Consider the following 18,490-nt stretch of genomic DNA (forward strand, 5'->3'; position numbering starts at 1 on the left):
ACATGATTAAAAAAGTACTGGTAGCGAACCGTGGAGAAATCGCTGTCCGTATCATTCGCGCTGCAAAAGAACTTGGAGTGGAGACAGTGGCGATTTATTCGGAAGCAGATAAAGAAGCGCTACATATTCAGCTGGCGGATGAAGCTTATTGTGTAGGTCCCGCAGCAACAAAAGATAGTTATTTAAATATGTCCAACATTATTAGTCTTGCAGTTTTAACGAACTGTGATGCTATTCACCCAGGCTATGGTTTCTTAGCCGAAAATGCAGATTTCGCGGAGTTATGCGAAGACTGTAATATTACTTTTATCGGACCAAGTGCTTCCGCTATTTCGCAAATGGGAACAAAAGATGTTGCTCGCGAAACGATGCGTAAAGCAGGTGTTCCAATCGTTCCTGGTTCGCAGGGAATCGTTAAGGATGTAGAAGATGGCAAAAAAATCGCTAAGAAAATCGGTTATCCGGTTATCATTAAAGCAACAGCTGGCGGTGGCGGTAAAGGTATCCGTGTAGCAGAAAATGAAGAAAAATTAATTTCTGGCATTCAAACTACCCAACAAGAAGCCGAAGCCGCATTTGGTGATCCTGGCGTTTACTTAGAAAAGTATATTCAAGATTTCCGCCATGTAGAAATTCAAGTGCTTGCTGATAACCATGGTAACGTTATTCATTTAGGAGAACGTGATTGTAGTATTCAACGTCGCTTACAAAAGCTAATTGAAGAATCACCATCACCTGCCATTGATGAAAAAACTCGCCAAAAAATGGGAAAAGCTGCTGTTAAAGCTGCCAAAGCCGTGAATTATTCTGGCGCAGGAACGATTGAATTCATTTTCGATCACCATGAAAATAATTTTTACTTTATGGAAATGAATACGCGTATCCAAGTAGAACACCCGGTAACCGAGCTTGTTACTGGTGTTGATTTAGTGAAACAACAATTTCTAGTTGCTTCTGGGGAAGAACTACAAATTAAACAAGCAGATGTGAAATTAACAGGTTGGGCGATGGAATGTCGAATTAACGCTGAAAATCCAGAGAAAAACTTTATGCCAGCTCCAGGTGAAATTAAATTTTATCTTCCTCCAGGTGGCTTAGGTGTTCGAATTGACTCAGCAGCATATCCAAACTACAAAATCCCACCATACTATGATTCGATGATTGCCAAAGTAATCTGTTATGCGGAAACACGGGAAGAAGTGATTCAAAAAATGAAACGTGCGTTGTCCGAATTTGCCATTGATGGCATTCCTTCAACGATTCCGTTCCATTTACGTGTATTAGATAATGATGTGTTTTTATCAGGCGACTTCAATACCAAATTCTTGGAGCAAAACGATGTAATGAATCTTTCTAAGGAGGGCTAAATAATGGCTTATACAAAAGATTTGCGTAAACAAAATGATGCACCGCTTGGCAAAATTGAGATTGCACCTGAAGTAATCGGCGTAATTGCTGGACTTGCTGCAAGTGAAATTGAAAATGTTGCTTATATGCAAGGTGGCTTTGCAACAGAAATGCGTGAGAAATTCAGTGGTGCTGTAAACTACCGTAAGGGCGTAAAAGTAGAACTAACCGAAGAAGGAATTCTAATCGAACTTTATTGTTCAGTCTTATTTGGCGCAACTATTCCACTTGTTGCTCAAAATATTCAAGATGCTGTCAGAGATACCATTTTTAATATGACTGGTTTAAATGTACTTGAAATCAACGTTCATATCGTTGGTGTACAATTTGAAAAAACAGAAACACTTTCCTTCGATGATTTTGAGCTATAAAATTCAAGGAACAAAAGGAGCAGCTTTAACATGAAAAGAAGAGAAGCGCGCGAGAAAGCACTTCAAGCACTATTCCAAATAGAGCTAAACGAAATGTCGCTAGATCAAGCTATTAAAAACATCATGGAAGACGAGCAAGACGACTATATGGAAAAATTAGTCGAAGGCGTAATGGCGAATAAAGCTGAAATTGATGCTATCATTGAGCCTAATTTAGATAATTGGCGCATGGATCGTTTGAGTAAAGTCGATCTATCCTTACTTCGACTAAGTGTCTATGAAATTAAGTACTTGGATGATGTGCCAAATAGAGTTAGTTTGAATGAATCCATCGAAATTGCAAAAATTTACAGTGATGAAAAATCAAGTAAATTTATTAATGGCGTACTTGCTAATATTGCACCGGAAGATAAATAAGCTTGATTGAGTGCAAGGGAAATCTCTTGCACTCCCTTATTTCGTGATTTTTTAAGAATAATTACGTGCAACTTATTTTTAAAGGGGGCAATACTCATGGGAGAAATTATTGATGGCAAAAAGTTAGCAAAAGAAATTCAAGAAAAAGTAACAAGAGAAGTAGCTGAATTAGTAAAAGAAGGTAAGAAACCAGGGCTTGCTGTTGTGCTCGTTGGCGACAATCAAGCATCTCGTACATATGTAAGAAATAAACAAAAACGGACAGAAGAAGCGGGGATGAAATCCGTTTTAATTGAACTTCCAGAAAATGTAACAGAAGAAAAATTACTATCTGTTGTAGAGGAGCTTAACGAAGATAAAACTATTCATGGCATACTCGTGCAGTTACCACTACCAGAACACATTTCAGAAGAAAAAGTAATTGATACTATTAGCTATGACAAAGATGTTGACGGTTTCCATCCAGTGAATGTAGGTAATTTATTCATCGGAAAAGATTCTTTTGTTCCTTGTACACCAGCAGGAATTATTGAACTTATAAAATCGACCGGCACTCAAATAGAAGGCAAACGCGCTGTTGTTATTGGTAGAAGTAACATCGTAGGGAAACCAGTAGCTCAATTACTGTTAATTGAAAACGCGACAGTAACCATTGCGCATAGCCGTACAAAAGATTTACCACAAGTAGCGAAAGAAGCGGATATTCTTGTTGTAGCAACAGGTTTAGCTAAATTTGTGAAAAAAGACTATATCAAACCAGGTGCGGTTGTTATTGATGTTGGCATGGATCGCGACGAAAATAATAAGTTATGCGGTGATGTGGACTTTGATGATGTGGTAGAAGAAGCAGGATTTATCACGCCGGTACCAGGTGGCGTTGGCCCGATGACAATCACAATGCTACTTGCGAACACATTAAAAGCAGCAAAACGCATTTGGAAAATGAATTGATTAATTGGATGTGAAATGATGGAGCAAGATAAATATTTGACGGTAGCAGCAATAACCAAATATATCGAAAAAAAGTTTGAAGTAGATCCCTACATGAAGCAAGTTTTTGTGCGCGGTGAAATTTCTAATTTAAAACAACCAGCGAGTGGACATCTATATTTTACGGTAAAAGATGAATTTGCGATGCTTCGTTCTGTCATGTTTCACAAAGCAGTTCAAAAAATTGGTTTTGTCCCAGAAGATGGTATGAATGTCCTTATCACAGGACGAATTGGCGTATTTACAAAAGCTGGTCGCTATCAGTTCTATGCAGAACATATGGAACCAGATGGCGTCGGAGCGCTTTATATTCAATTAGAGCAATTAAAATCGCAATTGGAAAAGGAAGGGCTTTTTGCGGAAACGCATAAAAAAGTGCTTCCTTCTTTCCCGTCCAAAGTCGCTGTCGTTACGTCCAAAACTGGTGCGGCTGTTCGTGATATACTAACCACCATTCATCGAAGAATGCCTTCTGTGGAAGTGATTGTTTATCCAACTATTGTTCAAGGGGAGAAAGCGGCTCAAAAAATTGTCGAAAACATTGGCAAGATTAATCAGCGAAATGATATTGATGTTATGATTATTGGGCGTGGTGGTGGTTCGCTTGAAGAACTATGGGCTTTTAATGAAGAACCTGTTGTTCGAGCAGTATATGATTCCGATGTACCTGTAATTTCAGCGGTCGGACATGAAACTGATTTTGCGTTAAGTGATTTTTCTGCAGATGTACGAGCCGCAACGCCAACTGCGGCGGCAGAACTTGCTGTTCCAGATTATCGCGATTTAGAAGAACGATTAGCAGAACGTAAATACCGCTTGCTCGCAGTCACCAGACAAGCATTAGAAAGAAAAGAACGGTCACTAGAGCAACTTAAACAACACTTGATTTTAAATGGTCCGAAACATCAATTAGAACAGCAAATGGAACGTACAGATTATTTTTCCGAACGATTAAATAATGCTTTTTCTAAACAAATATTTGTTAAGCAAACAGTTTTTGACCGATTAAATGATCGCCTACATTATTACCATCCGAATAAAGAAATTGAACTACAAAAAGAACAGATGGCACTACGACTTCAAGCATTAGAAAAAGCGATGAAACAACTTTTGAAAGACAAACAACAATCTTTCTTTCGGCAAATAGATGCGCTAGAACATCTGAGTCCTCTTTCTTTATTGAAACGAGGATTTGGTGTAACGTATAAAGAGAATATGCTGGTTAAATCAGTGCAGGAGCTTGAAGTCGGCGATAATATCCAAGTGAAAATGCAAGGCGGACAGATAGAGGCACTCATTACCGCGAAGGAGGAAGATATAAGTGGCAACTAAAAAGAAAACTTTTGAAGAAGCAATTGCAGAATTAGAAACAATCGTAGAAGCACTCGAAAATGGTAGTGCCTCACTTGAAGATTCTCTCGATATGTACCAAAAAGGAATCGAACTAACAAAATTGTGCCAAGATAAATTACAATCAGCAGAAAAACGAATGGCAAAAGTAGTCACAGATGCAGGAGAAGAAATTCCTTTTGAAGCGGATGGTGAATAAATTTGCAAGATTTAACCCTTTTTCTAGAACAATATAAAAAAGTGATTGATGAGTCGCTTTTTAAAGAAATAAGCGAGCGAAATATCGAACCTAGACTAAAAGAGTCCATGTTATATTCTGTTCAAGCAGGTGGAAAACGGATTCGTCCCATGCTAGTTTTTGCTACACTTCAAGCCTTAAAAGTAAATCCGCTTTTAGGTGTGAAAACAGCAACGGCATTAGAAATGATTCATACGTATAGCCTGATCCATGATGATTTACCAGCAATGGATAACGATGACTATCGTCGCGGCAAATATACTAATCATAAAGTTTTTGGGGATGCAACTGCGATTTTGGCAGGAGACGCTTTACTAACGCTTGCTTTTTCTATTTTAGCGGAAGACGAAAATTTATCTTTTGAAACACGCATAGCTTTGATTAATCAAATTAGTTTTAGTAGTGGTGCAGAAGGAATGGTTGGCGGTCAACTTGCAGATATGGAGGCAGAAAACAAACAAGTGACATTAGAAGAACTATCATCCATCCATGCACGGAAAACAGGCGAATTATTAATTTTTGCCGTAACTTCTGCTGCGAAAATTGCAGAAGCTGACCCAGAACAAACGAAAAGATTACGGATTTTTGCGGAAAATATTGGGATTGGATTCCAAATCAGTGACGATATTTTAGATGTTATTGGTGATGAAACAAAAATGGGTAAAAAGACAGGGGTCGACGCTTTTCTGAACAAAAGTACCTATCCCGGATTACTCACGCTTGATGGTGCCAAAAGGGCATTAAATGAGCATGTTGCGATTGCAAAGTCAGCGCTTTCAGGGCATGATTTTGATGATGAAATTCTCTTGAAACTTGCTGATTTAATCGCACTTAGAGAAAATTAATCATAATTATCTAGTAATTTCAAATTTTTTTCACATATATAATTCAAATTGATTTGCTTTTCCTAAAATACCGTGTTATACTAATGTAAGATTATTTTTGTGGGTGAAAGATACGATTGTGAACAACTTTCCATCTCGTGCCGTTAAGCAAGAATAGTAAATAATTAGTGTGCATAACACACGAGGAGGAACATGAACATGGAACAAGGTACAGTAAAATGGTTTAACGCAGAAAAAGGATTTGGTTTTATCGAACGCGAAAACGGTGACGATGTATTCGTACATTTCAGCGCTATCCAAGGCGACGGATTCAAATCTTTAGACGAAGGTCAAGCAGTAACTTTCGACGTTGAAGAAGGCCAACGCGGACCTCAAGCAGCTAACGTTCAAAAAGCGTAATTCTATTTTTTGAATAAGAAAAAGCAAATCATTTCGGTGATTTGCTTTTTTATTTGCCTAAAATTATTTTACCTTGTTTGGTTTAATGGTGATTGTTTGCTATAATAAGAACAATTAATTGAGAAAAAAGACCTTGCACACATTCATGCAAGTGGCTCTTTGGAAAGTGAGTTGTTTTTATTTGGATCTTTTAAAAATAAAGGATCCTTCCTTTATGAAGCAATTGGATATACAAGAATTAGAAGCACTTGCGGCAGATATTCGCGCTTTTTTAATTACTTCTACTTCTAAATCAGGTGGGCATATTGGTCCGAATCTTGGTGTGGTAGAACTAACGATTGCGTTGCATTATTCTTTTAATAGTCCAAAAGATAAATTTATTTGGGATGTTGGTCACCAGTCATATGTGCACAAAATCCTAACTGGAAGGGCGAGCCAATTTGGTACTTTACGTGAGCACGGGGGATTAGATGGATTTCCAAAGCGGAAAGAATCTATTCATGATGTATTTGAAACGGGGCACAGCTCAACTTCTTTGTCTGCTGCAGCCGGGATGGTTATTGCGAGAGATATTAAAAAGGAAGAATTTTATGTTATTCCGATAATCGGTGATGGCGCCTTAACAGGTGGCATGGCTTTAGAGGCTTTGAATCATATAGGCGATATGGGAAAAGATATGATAGTTATTTTAAATGATAATGATATGTCGATAGCGCCAAACGTGGGAGCAATCCACAACATACTTGGAAAATTAAGGACCTCTGATACATTTAAGCAAACAAAAGCTAAAGTCGATGGTACTTTTTTTGAAGAGCTTGGGTTTATGTATTTGGGCCCAATTAATGGGCATGATATAGAAGAGGTTATTACTAACTTGGAATTAGCAAAACGCACAAAAGGGCCTGTACTGCTCCATATCGTTACAAAAAAAGGCAAAGGGTATCAACCGGCCGAATTAGACTCTCGTGGCACCTGGCATGGTACAGGACCTTATAAAGTCGAAACAGGTAGCTTTATTAAGCCGGCTAAGCGTGCAGCGTCATGGAGTTCAGTTATTAGCAATGAATTAATACGTTTGGCAGAAAAGGATGAACGGATTGTTGCGATAACTCCGGCAATGCCTGTTGGCTCTAAATTAGAAAAATTTGCGAAAGCTTTCCCAGAACGCTTTTTTGATGTTGGGATTGCGGAACAGCATGCGACAACAATGGCAGCGGGGCTAGCAACACAAGGGATGAAACCGTTCCTTACTATTTATTCCACTTTTTTACAAAGAGCCTATGATCAGTTAGTTCATGATGTTTGCCGGCAAAAGTTGAATGTGGTCATTGGGATTGACCGGGCCGGGCTTGTTGGCGCTGATGGCGAAACACATCAAGGTATCTTTGATATTTCATTTTTAAATAGTATTCCAAACATGACTATTAGCATGCCGAAAGATGAAGTGGAAGCTAGACAATTAATGGATACTGCGTTTTCGTATAATGATGGGCCCTTTGCGATCCGCTATCCACGCGGCGAAGCTCCTGGTGCGCAGGTAGCTGAGTCTAATACGCTTATACCAATCGGAAAGTGGGAAACAATCATTCAGCCGATTGATGCTGTTATTTTAACCTTTGGCCCTACCATCCGGCTAGCGCTAAAAGCAGCTGAACAATTAGAGTTAGAAGGATACCACGTTGGAGTAATTAATGCGCGCTATATTAAACCGTTAGACGAAGCACTTTTACACCAAATCTTAAAGCAAAAAATTCCCATTTTAACAGTAGAAGAATCACTATTAAAAGGTGGATTTGGTGCGAGTGTGTTAGAATTTATAGAAGCGAGTAATTATAGCGATGTTGTAATGCATCGAATCGGTTTACCAGACGAATTTATTAGCCATGGTTCTGTATCCATAATTTTGGAATCATTTGGCATATCAACAACTGGAATAGTATTAAAAATAAAAGAAATGCTCGCACAAAGCGGGAAGTTAAGGGCGAAGAGACTATGACAATAAAAAAAGAACGCGCAGATATTCTGCTAGTAGAACAAGGACTATTTGAAACAAGAGAAAAGGCAAAACGTGCAATTATGGCGGGAATTGTTTATCGGAAAGAAGAACGTGTAGATAAACCTGGAGAAAAAATCCCTATTGATAGCGAACTTCAAGTAAAAGGAAAGCAAATGCCTTATGTTAGTCGCGGTGGATTAAAGCTAGAAAAAGCATTGCAAGTATTTGATTTCGAAGTGAAAGATAAACTTATGCTGGATATCGGAGCATCAACTGGTGGTTTTACAGACTGCGCTTTACAAAATGGGGCAAGACACTCTTATGCGCTCGATGTTGGCTATAATCAGCTTGCATGGAAACTGCGCAACGATGATCGCGTCACTGTGATGGAAAGAACTAATTTCCGTCATGTAACGCCAGCTGATTTTTCCGAAGGTTTAGCAGATTTTGCAACGATTGATGTATCCTTTATTTCACTCAAACTAATTTTACCAGTACTTAGAACTGTGCTTGTAACCGGTGGCGATGTGATGACACTTATCAAACCACAATTTGAAGCAGGTCGAGAGCAAGTCGGTAAAAAAGGGATTATTCGTGATCCAGCAGTACATGAATCGGTAGTTGAACATATTGTTCAATTTGCGCTCGATAATGGTTATGATTTGATGGGACTTGATTTTTCACCTATTACAGGTGGAGAAGGAAACATCGAATTTATCGCGCATCTTAAATGGACTGGTGGGGAAACTGGAACTAATCATTTGGAACCAAATGCGATTGCGAAACTTATCACAAAAGCGCATACAAAATTAGATAAATAATGTATACCGGAAAGCAGTGATGTTTTCCGGTTTTTGCTTTTATCATGCTGTTTTGGCTCATTTTGCAATGTATTACCTATGTATAAAGTATTAAAGAAACTTTTCTTGCATAAATTTGCACTAAATCCGTGACTTTATGCGTTTTTTCGGATAAGATGTAAGTAGAAAATTATCGTGAGGTGAAGAAGGAATGAATAAAGGTCATCGTCATATTATTATTCGAGAATTGATTACATCCAATGAGATTGACACGCAAGAAGATTTAGTAGAACTTCTGTTAGAACGCGATGTTAAAGTCACCCAGGCAACTGTTTCCCGTGATATTAAAGAACTTCATCTTGTCAAAGTTCCAACACAAACAGGTGGTTACAAATACAGTCTACCTGCCGATAATAGTTTTAACCCACATCAAAAATTAAAACGCGCTTTGATTGATTGCTTTATTGGCATTGATAACGTGCAATTTATGATTATTTTAAAAGTAATGCCAGGAAATGGAAACTCGGTTGGTGCATTAATCGATAACTTGGACTGGCCGGAAAAAGCCGGAACTATTTGTGGAGATGACACTTGTTTAATTATTTGTCGCTCGGAAGAAAATGCGAAAACATTAACAGATCGTTTTATAGATATGCTTTAAAATTTGTTGGAGGTGAAAGATTTTGCTTCAAGAAATGACAATTAAAAACTTTGCTATCATCGAATCGCTTTCTTTAACTTTTCAAGAAGGGATGACGGTACTTACGGGGGAGACCGGCGCTGGTAAATCAATTATTATTGATGCGCTTGGTCTTCTTGTTGGCGGACGCGGGTCAGCTGATTTTATCCGTCATGGAGAAGAACGTTTAGAACTTCAAGGGCTTTTTGCGCTAGCAGAGGATAACCTTGCTTGCCGAAATGCGTTAATTGAAAATGGGATAGATGCTTCGGATGATATGGTTGTACTAGAACGCAGCCTGTTTCGCTCGGGGAAAAATAGTTGCCGAATTAATGGCAAACTTGTAACTACCGTTCTCTTGCGTCAAATTGGCTCGAAATTAATAGATATCCATAGTCAGCATGAACATCAGGAATTGATGAATGAGGAGTTTCATTTGTCATTACTTGATCGTTTCGCTTCTGACAAAATCAAGCCAGCACTAACCAAGTACCAAACTAATTTCAAAGAATATCAAACAATCGAGAAAGAGTGGCAAAATTGGACGAAAAATGAGCGGGAATTAGCGCAACGTCTGGATATGCTCCGTTTTCAACAACAGGAAATTGAAAATGCCAATTTGCAAGCTGGTGAAGAAGATCGCTTGTTAGAACAAAAAAATATCTTAGCCAATTTTGAAAAACTTAACGAAAATTTACAAGGAGCTTATGCCGCGATTCAAGGTGAGCCTGGTGGGCTGGAATTTGTTGGAGAAGCAATGCGTCAAATGGAGGCAGCGGCGAGTATTCATACGGATTATAAAGCGGTTAGTGAGGCCATTTCTTCTAGTTACTATATGTTAGAAGATAGCATGAGCCAAATTAGGCAATCACTAGATCAGCTCGAATTCCAACCAGAAGAACTGAATCAAATTGAATCACGTTTGAATGATTTAAACCAATTAAAACGCAAATATGGTAAAACAATTGAAGATATCATTCAATACGAACAAGAAATAAGCAGCGAAATGGAAAAACTGACAGATAGTGAATCACATGTCGGGCATTTAGAGACCAAATTAGCAACACTTAAAGCAGAACTAACAAAACAAGCAAATACACTAACGGAAATCCGTAAAAAAGCGGCTGTTACATTAGAAAAACAAATCAAACAAGAATTAAATCACTTATATATGGAGAAAGCCATTTTTAGTGTACGCTTCGAAGCAAACAAAATGGAACTAACAGATTCAGGGCAAGATAGCGTCGTTTTCTATATGTCAACAAACCCGGGTGAACCTTTAAAACCATTAGCAAAAATCGCTTCTGGTGGAGAGTTATCTAGAATGATGTTAGCATTAAAAACCATTTTTTCTAGGCACCAAGGTATCACCTCGATTATTTTCGATGAAGTAGATACTGGTGTAAGTGGTCGCGTTGGTCAAGCGATTGCAGAAAAAATTTATGCTGTTTCAGTTGGCTCGCAAGTACTATGCATTAGTCACTTACCTCAAGTTGCAGCAATGGCGAACCATCACTACTACATTACGAAAAAAGTCCAAAACAAACGGACAACAACTTCCGTTACAGTGCTTAAAGGGGAAGAGAAAGTAGAAGAAATCAGTCGAATGATTGCTGGAATAGAAGTCACCGAATTAACCAAACAACATGCAAAAGAAATGATTGAACAAGCGGAAAAAGTAAAACAAACGTATTAAAAAAACGAAATTGCTTGCATATCGAATAGTTTTTGCTTAAAATGAATAAGGTAGAAAATTATTACCTGGTCATAAAAACAACTACTAATTCGAAATGCGGCTTTTTTGTGCGATAAAGGAGTTATTTTTATGACAAAAAGTAGATTTTTTTCAGATGTAATAGAAACAAGTTCATTTGTTTTCGCCGTAGCAGGAGCAGATGATGAAGTTGTGCTCGAAACGATTCGTCTTGCATTAAACCAAAATTTAGGTAAATTTCTTTTATTTGGCAAGAAGGAAGACAAAACGTTAACCGCGAATGAAAACGTTACATGGATTCAAACAGATACCGCTGAAGCCGCAGCACAAGGCGCCATTTTAGCGGTAAAAAATAAAGAAGCAGATATTTTAGTAAAAGGATTCATTCCAACCGCCACATTGATGCATCACGTATTAAAAAAAGAAAATGGCCTTCGTACAGATCAATTATTGAGTCAAATTGCCATTTTCGATATTCCAACGTATCACAAACCATTATTGATAACTGATTGTGCGATGAACGTAGCGCCAAAAACAAAAGATAAAATTGCTATCACAGAAAATGCCATAGCCGTAGCGCATCAAATCGGCATCGCTAATCCTAAAATTGCGTTACTTAGTGCGGTGGAAGAAGTGACAGCAAAAATGCCATCCACAGTAGAAGCACAGGAAGTAGTGCAGCATTTTGATAACACAATAGCCGTCTCGGGTCCGCTAGCTCTCGATGTAGCTATTTCCAAAGAAGCGGCTCTCCATAAAGGAATTACGGATAGTTCAGCGGGAGAAGCAGACATATTAATTGCTCCTAATATTGAAACAGGAAATGCACTTTATAAATCATTAGTCTACTTTGCTGGAGCTAAAGTAGGTAGTGCAGTGGTCGGGGCAAAAGTACCTATTGTCATTTCCTCAAGAAATGATTCACCGGAAAACAAATTAGCTTCATTCATACTAACTGTAAGACTAGTTGAGAAATGATGAAATAATGTGAATAGACGGACTTTAACAATCTGAATGCAAAGGCTTTTATTTGATTACAGCCTACGTGTTACAATAGTCCATGGGAAAATGATAACCTACCGCATTTTTCACAATTAAATTTGGAGGAAAGCAAATGTCTTTTGATGTTTTAACCATAAATCCTGGTTCCACGTCTACCAAACTCGCTGTTTACCAAGGCGATAAAGTACTTTTTGAAGAAACTGTCAGACATACAATGCAAGAACTAGCCGACTTTAATAACGTACAGGAACAATTTGATTTTAGGTGGCAAGTTCTACGTCGAGTGATGGATGCACATGGTTATGATGTAAAGAAATTACAAGCGGTAGTTGGAAGAGGGGGCTTACTTCGACCAGTTGCCGGCGGTACATATATGGTTACAGAAAAAATGATAGATGATTTAAAAGAAAATAAATACGGAGAGCATGCCTCAAATTTAGGGGCACTGCTTGCAAAAAAATTAGCAGATGAACTGACAATACCTAGTTTTATTGTGGATCCGGTTGTCGTGGATGAAATGCAGGAAATTGCAAGGATATCTGGCAATGCCTTCATTGCTAGAAAAAGTATTTTTCATGCATTAAATCATAAAGCAGCAGGTCGGAAAATAGCCAAAGAGCTAGGAAAAGATTATGAAAAAATGAATTTTGTTATCGCGCATCTTGGCGGTGGAATTTCAGTTGCCGCTCATCGACAAGGAAAAGCGGTGGATGTGAATAATGCCTTAGATGGGGACGGACCTTTTAGTCCGGAACGTTCTGGTTCTTTACCGATGAATGATTTTCTAGAAGCATGTTTTAGCGGTAAATGGACAAAACGCGAATTGCATGAACTGATTGTTGGTCGTGGTGGGATGATTTCATATTTAGGAACTAACAGCATGCTCGAGGTGGAAGCTAAAGTACAAGCAGGTGACGTGAAAGCTATCGAAGCTTTTGATGCAATGGCTTATCAAGTTAGCAAAGAAATTGGCGCATGTTCCGTTGTATTGCAAGGTAAAGTTGACGCCATAATTTTAACTGGTGGCCTTGCTAGAAGTGAACTTTTTACAAACAAAATTATTGAGCAAACAAACTGGATAACCAGTGTGATTATAGAACCCGGAGAAGACGAATTAGAAGCATTAAATAGCGGTGTGCAACGTGTGCTCGCTGGTCTTGAGAAAGAAAAAGAGTACTAAAAGGAGGAGATAATGTGGCAACAGAATATGATGTCGTTATTCTTGGCGGAGGAACTGGCGGTTACGTCGCAGCAATTCAAGCAGCTAAGAATGGCCAGAAAGTAGCCGTCGTTGAAAAAGGGAAAGTTGGTGGAACGTGTCTTCATCGTGGATGTATTCCAACGAAAGCGTTATTACGTTCAGCGGAAGTTCTGCAAACAGTAAAAAAAGCAAGTGAATTTGGTATTTCTGTAGAAGGAACTGCCGGAATCAATTTTTTACAAGCACAAGAAAGAAAACAAGCAATCGTAGATCAATTAGAAAAAGGTATTCACCAATTATTTAAACAAGGGAAAATTGACTTGTTTGTTGGAACGGGAACTATTTTAGGACCATCTATTTTTTCACCAACAGCTGGAACAGTTTCAGTCGAATTTGAAGATGGCTCTGAAAATGAAATGCTCATTCCTAAAAATTTAATTATCGCGACAGGCTCCAAACCGCGCACATTAAATGGTTTAAGCATTGATGAAGAAAATGTTTTATCATCTGACGGTGCGCTAAACCTAGAAACTTTACCAAAATCAATTATTATCGTTGGCGGTGGAGTTATCGGGATGGAATGGGCTTCGATGATGCATGATTTTGGCGTAGAAGTTACCGTGCTAGAATATGCAGATCGAATTTTGCCAACAGAAGATAAAGAAGTAGCTAAAGAATTAGCAAGACTTTATAAAAAGAAAAAATTAATCATGCATACATCTGCTGAAGTTCAAGCAGCTAGTTATAAAAAAACGGATACTGGTGTGGAAATTAAAGCAATTATTAAAGGCGAAGAGCAAACTTTCGCAGCAGACAAAATTCTCGTTTCTGTCGGTCGTTCAGCTAATACAGAAAATATCGGTTTGCAAAACACGGATATCGCGACCGAAAACGGCTTTATCCAAGTAAATGATTTTTATCAAACAAAAGAAAGCCATATCTACGCGATTGGTGATTGCATTCCAACAATCCAACTTGCGCACGTTGCGATGGAAGAAGGAACGATTGCAGCCAACCATATTGCCGGAAAAGTGGCTGAAAAACTTGACTACGACTTAGTTCCTCGCTGTATTTATACTTCTACAGAAATCGCAAGTGTCGGTATCACAGAAGAACAAGCAAAAGAACGTGGTTATGAAGTGAAAAAAGGCAAATTTTTCTTCCGTGGTATCGGGAAAGCACTCGTTTACGGAGAGTCAGATGGCTTCATTAAAATTATTGCAGATAAAAAAACAGACGATATCCTAGGCGTTAGCATGATTGGACCGCACGTAACGGACATGATTAGCGAAGCCGCTTTAGCACAAGTTTTAAATGCAACGCCGTGGGAAGTGGGTAACACCATTCACCCGCACCCAACTTTATCAGAAAGTTTTAGAGAAGCTGCCCTTGCTGTGGATGGCAATGCAATTCACGGTTAATACAGCTTTAAAGGAGGAACAAAAATGACTTTAAAAGAAGCAGGTTTAACAGAAGATAAATTAATTAAAATGTATAAAACGATGCTAATGGCAAGAAGACTGGATGAACGTATGTGGTTGCTGAACCGTTCTGGGAAAATTCCTTTTACCATTTCTGGACAAGGACAAGAAACGGCACAAATTGGCGCTGCGTTTGCCTTTGATTTAGATAAAGATTATGCATTACCATATTACCGTGATTTAGCAGTGGTGTTAGCATTCGGGATGACAGCGAAAGATATTATGTTATCCGCGTTCGCTAAAGCGGAAGATCCAAACTCTGGCGGACGTCAAATGCCAGCTCATTTTGGCCAAAAATCAAACCGAATCGTTACACAAAGTTCACCCGTAACAACCCAGTTCCCGCACGCAGCAGGAATTGGTCTTGCAGCAAAAATGGCTGGTGACGAAATTGCGATTTATGCATCAACTGGGGAAGGATCTTCTAACCAAGGCGATTTCCACGAAGGAATCAACTTTGCATCTGTACATAAGTTGCCAGTTGTTTTCGTGATTCATAATAACCAATATGCTATTTCCGTTCCAGCATCGAAACAATATGCCGCAGAAAAACTATCTGACCGAGCAATTGGTTACGGCATCCCTGGTGAACGTGTGGATGGAACGAATATGGGAGAAGTATATGCGGCATTTAAACGTGCAGCAGATCGTGCAAGAAACGGCGAGGGACCTACTTTAATTGAGACAGTCTCTTATCGCTTCACACCACACTCCTCCGATGATGACGATAGTAGTTATCGTTCCAGAGAAGAAGTAGATGAAGCAAAAGGAAAAGATCCACTGAAAATTTTCCAAGCAGAATTACTCGAAGAAGGTTACTTAACAGAAGAAAAAATCGCTGAAATCGAAAAAAGTATTGCGAAAGAAGTTAACGAAGCAACTGATTACGCGGAAAGTGCAGCATACGCTGAACCAGAATCATCTTTACTATATGTATATGATGAAGAAGCGAATAGCTGATTAGGAGGGAATTTGAATGCCAGTCATTTCATATATTGATGCAATAACCATGGCGCTTAAAGAAGAAATGGAGCGCGATGATAAAGTATTTATTTTAGGAGAAGATGTTGGGAAAAAAGGTGGCGTATTTAAAGCGACTGCTGGCCTATATGACGAATTTGGTGAAGACCGAGTACTCGATACACCACTTGCTGAATCGGCTATTGCCGGAGTAGGAATTGGAGCGGCGATGTATGGCTATCGTCCAGTTGCAGAAATGCAATTTGCGGACTTTATTATGCCTGCTGTCAACCAAATTATTTCAGAAGCTTCCAGAATTCGCTACCGTTCTAATAACGATTGGTCTTGTCCGATAGTTATTCGCGCACCTTTTGGCGGTGGGGTACACGGAGCACTTTACCATTCACAATCTGTTGAAAAAGTATTCTTTGGACAACCAGGTTTGAAAATTGTTGTTCCATCCTCGCCATATGATGCGAAGGGACTTTTAAAAGCAGCGATTCGTGATAACGATCCAGTACTTTTCTTTGAGCATAAACGTGCCTATCGTTTGCTGAAAGGCGAAGTACCAGAAACAGATTATATCGTACCAATCGGCGAAGCAAATGTCGTTCGTGAGGGTGATGATATTACAGTAATTACTTACGGACTTGCGGTTCAATTTGCCCAACAAGCAGCAGAACGTTTAGCAGCTGAGGGTGTGGAAGCCCACATTCTTGATTTACGGACAATCTATCCACTAGACCAAGAAGCAATTATTGAAGCAACGAAAAAAACAGGTAAAGTACTTCTTGTAACAGAAGATAATAAGCAAGGAAGTATTATTAGTGAAGTGGCAGCAATTATTTCGGAACATTGTCTATTCGATTTAGACGCTCCGATTGCAAGACTCGCAGGACCAGATACGCCAGCAATGCCTTTTGCTCCTACGATGGAAAAACACTTTATGATCAATCCAGATAAAGTGGCAGATGCAATGAAAGAATTAGCGGAATTTTAGACCCGTTTTAAAATAAAGGAGTGAAGACCTGTGGCAGTTGAAAAAATCACCATGCCCAAATTAGGGGAAAGTGTTACAGAAGGTACGATTAGTTCATGGTTAGTTAAACCAGGCGATACCGTCGAAAAATATGATGCTATCGCGGAAGTTTTAACAGATAAAGTAACAGCTGAAATTCCATCATCCTTTAGTGGCACTATCAAAGAAATTTTAGCCGAGGAAGATGAAACTCTAGAAGTAGGCGAAGTTATTTGTACAATTGAAACAGCAGATGCAGGAAGTTCGGAACCTGTAGCTGAAGTAGAAGAAACAGAAACAAAAGCGCCAGAAAAACAAGAAACAAAACAAGTGAAACTAGCAGATGCACCAGCTAGTGGAAGATTTTCTCCAGCTGTACTGCGTATTGCAGGTGAAAACAATATTGATTTATCAACTGTAGAAGGCACTGGTAAAGGTGGCCGAATTACAAGAAAAGATTTACTTCAAGTCATTGAAAATGGTCCAGTAGCGAAACGCGAGGAAATGAAGTCTGCTCCACAAGAAAAAGCAGCAATGCCAACTCCTCCTGTTCGTTCTGCAGCTGGTGATAAAGAAATACCAATCAATGGCGTAAGAAAAGCCATTGCTAAACATATGAGCGTGAGTAAACAAGAAATTCCGCATGCTTGGATGATGGTGGAAGTGGATGCTACTGGTCTTGTTCGCTATCGTAATGCAGTTAAAGACAGCTTTAAAAAAGAAGAAGGTTATTCATTAACTTATTTCGCCTTTTTCATCAAAGCCGTTGCACAAGCATTGAAAGAATTCCCGCAACTTAACAGCACATGGGCAGGCGATAAAATTATCGAGCACGCGAATATCAATATTTCGATTGCGATTGCAGCTGGTGATTTATTGTACGTTCCAGTTATTAAAAATGCGGACGAAAAATCTATTAAAGGCATTGCTCGCGAAATTAGCGAACTTGCTGGAAAAGCGCGTAATGGTAAACTAAGCCAAGCCGATATGGAAGGTGGGACTTTCACTGTAAATAGTACTGGTTCATTTGGCTCTGTTCAATCAATGGGGATTATTAACCACCCTCAGGCCGCTATTCTTCAAGTGGAATCGATTGTTAAACGTCCTGTCATTATTGACGATATGATTGCCGTGCGAGATATGGTGAACCTATGTCTATCCATCGATCATCGTATTTTAGATGGCTTACTAGCAGGTAAATTCTTACAAGCAATTAAAGCCAATGTCGAAAAGATTTCCAAAGAAAATACAGCATTGTATTAAAAATGTTTTAATCTAGGTTTAGCGGGTATTGTTTAGTACATCTAGATCCATACCCCTAAACTCCCTAGATGTCTTGGGTAGTACTTTCGGGTGCTGCTCTTTTTTTTTGAGAAAAAATAAAAAAGCCTGAACCAAATTGGCTCAGACGTCGGATATTTATAAAAACATTAATACCCCGGTTAAAACACTGGATAATACAATCGCGATTAGCATTAAAATAACGACAACGCGAACTACTTTTTTATTAGTCATGCGGAAGAAAACTCCTCTCATAAAGCATTTCAGATATATACATCTTACTTATAATTAAAACAAATTTCAAGTCCTTTATGGATTTTTTAGGAAAAATAGGAAGAACG

General features: G+C 38.8%; 19 protein-coding genes. 18 read left to right on the plus strand and 1 reads right to left on the minus strand.

Annotated elements, in window-relative coordinates:
* The first annotated feature begins 2 nt into the window (after positions 1–2).
* The 18 genes from accC (at position 3) to GL301_RS06975 (ending at position 18,131) form a co-directional block, all read left to right on the plus strand.
* The gene (gene accC, locus GL301_RS06890) at positions 3–1,367 is read left to right on the plus strand and encodes an acetyl-CoA carboxylase biotin carboxylase subunit (protein ID WP_003727477.1); all 1,365 of its coding nucleotides are present in this window, start codon (positions 3–5) and stop codon (positions 1,365–1,367) included.
* 3 nt (positions 1,368–1,370) lie between these two features.
* Positions 1,371–1,778: an Asp23/Gls24 family envelope stress response protein gene (locus tag GL301_RS06895; RefSeq protein WP_003722485.1), complete on the plus strand. Its 408-nt coding sequence runs from the start codon at positions 1,371–1,373 to the stop codon at positions 1,776–1,778.
* A gap of 30 nt (positions 1,779–1,808) precedes the next feature.
* The gene (nusB, locus tag GL301_RS06900; RefSeq protein WP_003722486.1) at positions 1,809–2,195 is read left to right on the plus strand and encodes a transcription antitermination factor NusB; all 387 of its coding nucleotides are present in this window, start codon (positions 1,809–1,811) and stop codon (positions 2,193–2,195) included.
* Positions 2,196–2,291: 96 nt separating this feature from the next.
* Positions 2,292–3,146 (plus strand): bifunctional methylenetetrahydrofolate dehydrogenase/methenyltetrahydrofolate cyclohydrolase FolD, encoded by an 855-nt coding sequence (folD, locus tag GL301_RS06905; protein ID WP_010958891.1) that lies wholly within the window; start codon positions 2,292–2,294, stop codon positions 3,144–3,146.
* Between the two features lie 18 nt (positions 3,147–3,164).
* Positions 3,165–4,517: an exodeoxyribonuclease VII large subunit gene (gene xseA / locus GL301_RS06910; RefSeq protein ID WP_003727476.1), complete on the plus strand. Its 1,353-nt coding sequence runs from the start codon at positions 3,165–3,167 to the stop codon at positions 4,515–4,517.
* Positions 4,507–4,734 (plus strand): exodeoxyribonuclease VII small subunit, encoded by a 228-nt coding sequence (locus tag GL301_RS06915; RefSeq protein WP_003722489.1) that lies wholly within the window; start codon positions 4,507–4,509, stop codon positions 4,732–4,734. Before xseA ends, GL301_RS06915 begins: the two co-directional genes overlap by 11 nt.
* A gap of 2 nt (positions 4,735–4,736) precedes the next feature.
* The gene (locus tag GL301_RS06920; protein WP_003726251.1) at positions 4,737–5,618 is read left to right on the plus strand and encodes a polyprenyl synthetase family protein; all 882 of its coding nucleotides are present in this window, start codon (positions 4,737–4,739) and stop codon (positions 5,616–5,618) included.
* Between the two features lie 198 nt (positions 5,619–5,816).
* Positions 5,817–6,017 (plus strand): cold-shock protein, encoded by a 201-nt coding sequence (locus GL301_RS06925; RefSeq protein WP_003719639.1) that lies wholly within the window; start codon positions 5,817–5,819, stop codon positions 6,015–6,017.
* A 166-nt stretch (positions 6,018–6,183) separates the two neighbouring features.
* A complete protein-coding gene (gene dxs, locus GL301_RS06930; RefSeq protein ID WP_010958892.1) occupies positions 6,184–8,013 on the plus strand; it encodes a 1-deoxy-D-xylulose-5-phosphate synthase in 1,830 nt (609 codons plus the stop codon).
* Positions 8,010–8,834 (plus strand): TlyA family RNA methyltransferase, encoded by an 825-nt coding sequence (locus GL301_RS06935; RefSeq protein ID WP_003726253.1) that lies wholly within the window; start codon positions 8,010–8,012, stop codon positions 8,832–8,834. Before dxs ends, GL301_RS06935 begins: the two co-directional genes overlap by 4 nt.
* Positions 8,835–9,024: 190 nt before the next feature.
* On the plus strand, positions 9,025–9,474 hold the full coding sequence (gene ahrC, locus GL301_RS06940; RefSeq protein WP_003722493.1) for a transcriptional regulator AhrC/ArgR: 450 nt from the start codon (positions 9,025–9,027) through the stop codon (positions 9,472–9,474).
* Between the two features lie 22 nt (positions 9,475–9,496).
* Positions 9,497–11,188, plus strand: a complete 1,692-nt coding sequence (recN, locus tag GL301_RS06945) for a DNA repair protein RecN (protein ID WP_003738883.1) — start codon at positions 9,497–9,499, stop codon at positions 11,186–11,188.
* Positions 11,189–11,317: 129 nt separating this feature from the next.
* Complete coding sequence (locus GL301_RS06950) at positions 11,318–12,184, plus strand: phosphate acyltransferase (RefSeq protein ID WP_009918029.1); 867 nt, start codon at positions 11,318–11,320, stop codon at positions 12,182–12,184.
* Between the two features lie 136 nt (positions 12,185–12,320).
* Positions 12,321–13,388, plus strand: coding sequence for a butyrate kinase (gene buk, locus GL301_RS06955; RefSeq protein ID WP_003727472.1), 1,068 nt, complete (start codon positions 12,321–12,323; stop codon positions 13,386–13,388).
* A gap of 14 nt (positions 13,389–13,402) precedes the next feature.
* A complete protein-coding gene (gene lpdA / locus GL301_RS06960) occupies positions 13,403–14,830 on the plus strand; it encodes a dihydrolipoyl dehydrogenase (protein ID WP_003726257.1) in 1,428 nt (475 codons plus the stop codon).
* A 24-nt stretch (positions 14,831–14,854) separates the two neighbouring features.
* Entirely contained in the window at positions 14,855–15,850 is a 996-nt protein-coding gene (locus GL301_RS06965) for a thiamine pyrophosphate-dependent dehydrogenase E1 component subunit alpha (protein WP_010958893.1), read from the plus strand.
* 16 nt (positions 15,851–15,866) lie between these two features.
* Entirely contained in the window at positions 15,867–16,850 is a 984-nt protein-coding gene (locus GL301_RS06970) for an alpha-ketoacid dehydrogenase subunit beta (RefSeq protein WP_003727470.1), read from the plus strand.
* A 30-nt stretch (positions 16,851–16,880) separates the two neighbouring features.
* The gene (locus tag GL301_RS06975; RefSeq protein WP_003727469.1) at positions 16,881–18,131 is read left to right on the plus strand and encodes a dihydrolipoamide acetyltransferase family protein; all 1,251 of its coding nucleotides are present in this window, start codon (positions 16,881–16,883) and stop codon (positions 18,129–18,131) included.
* A 156-nt stretch (positions 18,132–18,287) separates the two neighbouring features.
* On the opposite strand, the gene prli42 is transcribed toward GL301_RS06975, so the two are convergent.
* Positions 18,288–18,383 carry a stressosome-associated protein Prli42 gene (prli42, locus tag GL301_RS06980; RefSeq protein ID WP_003722501.1) on the minus strand — a complete coding sequence of 32 codons (96 nt, stop codon included), beginning with the start codon at positions 18,381–18,383 and terminating at the stop codon, positions 18,288–18,290.
* Between the last annotated feature and the right edge of the window lie 107 nt (positions 18,384–18,490).

The sequence above is a fragment of the Listeria sp. LM90SB2 genome, assembly GCF_028867355.1.
GTDB lineage: Bacteria > Bacillota > Bacilli > Lactobacillales > Listeriaceae > Listeria > Listeria monocytogenes_B.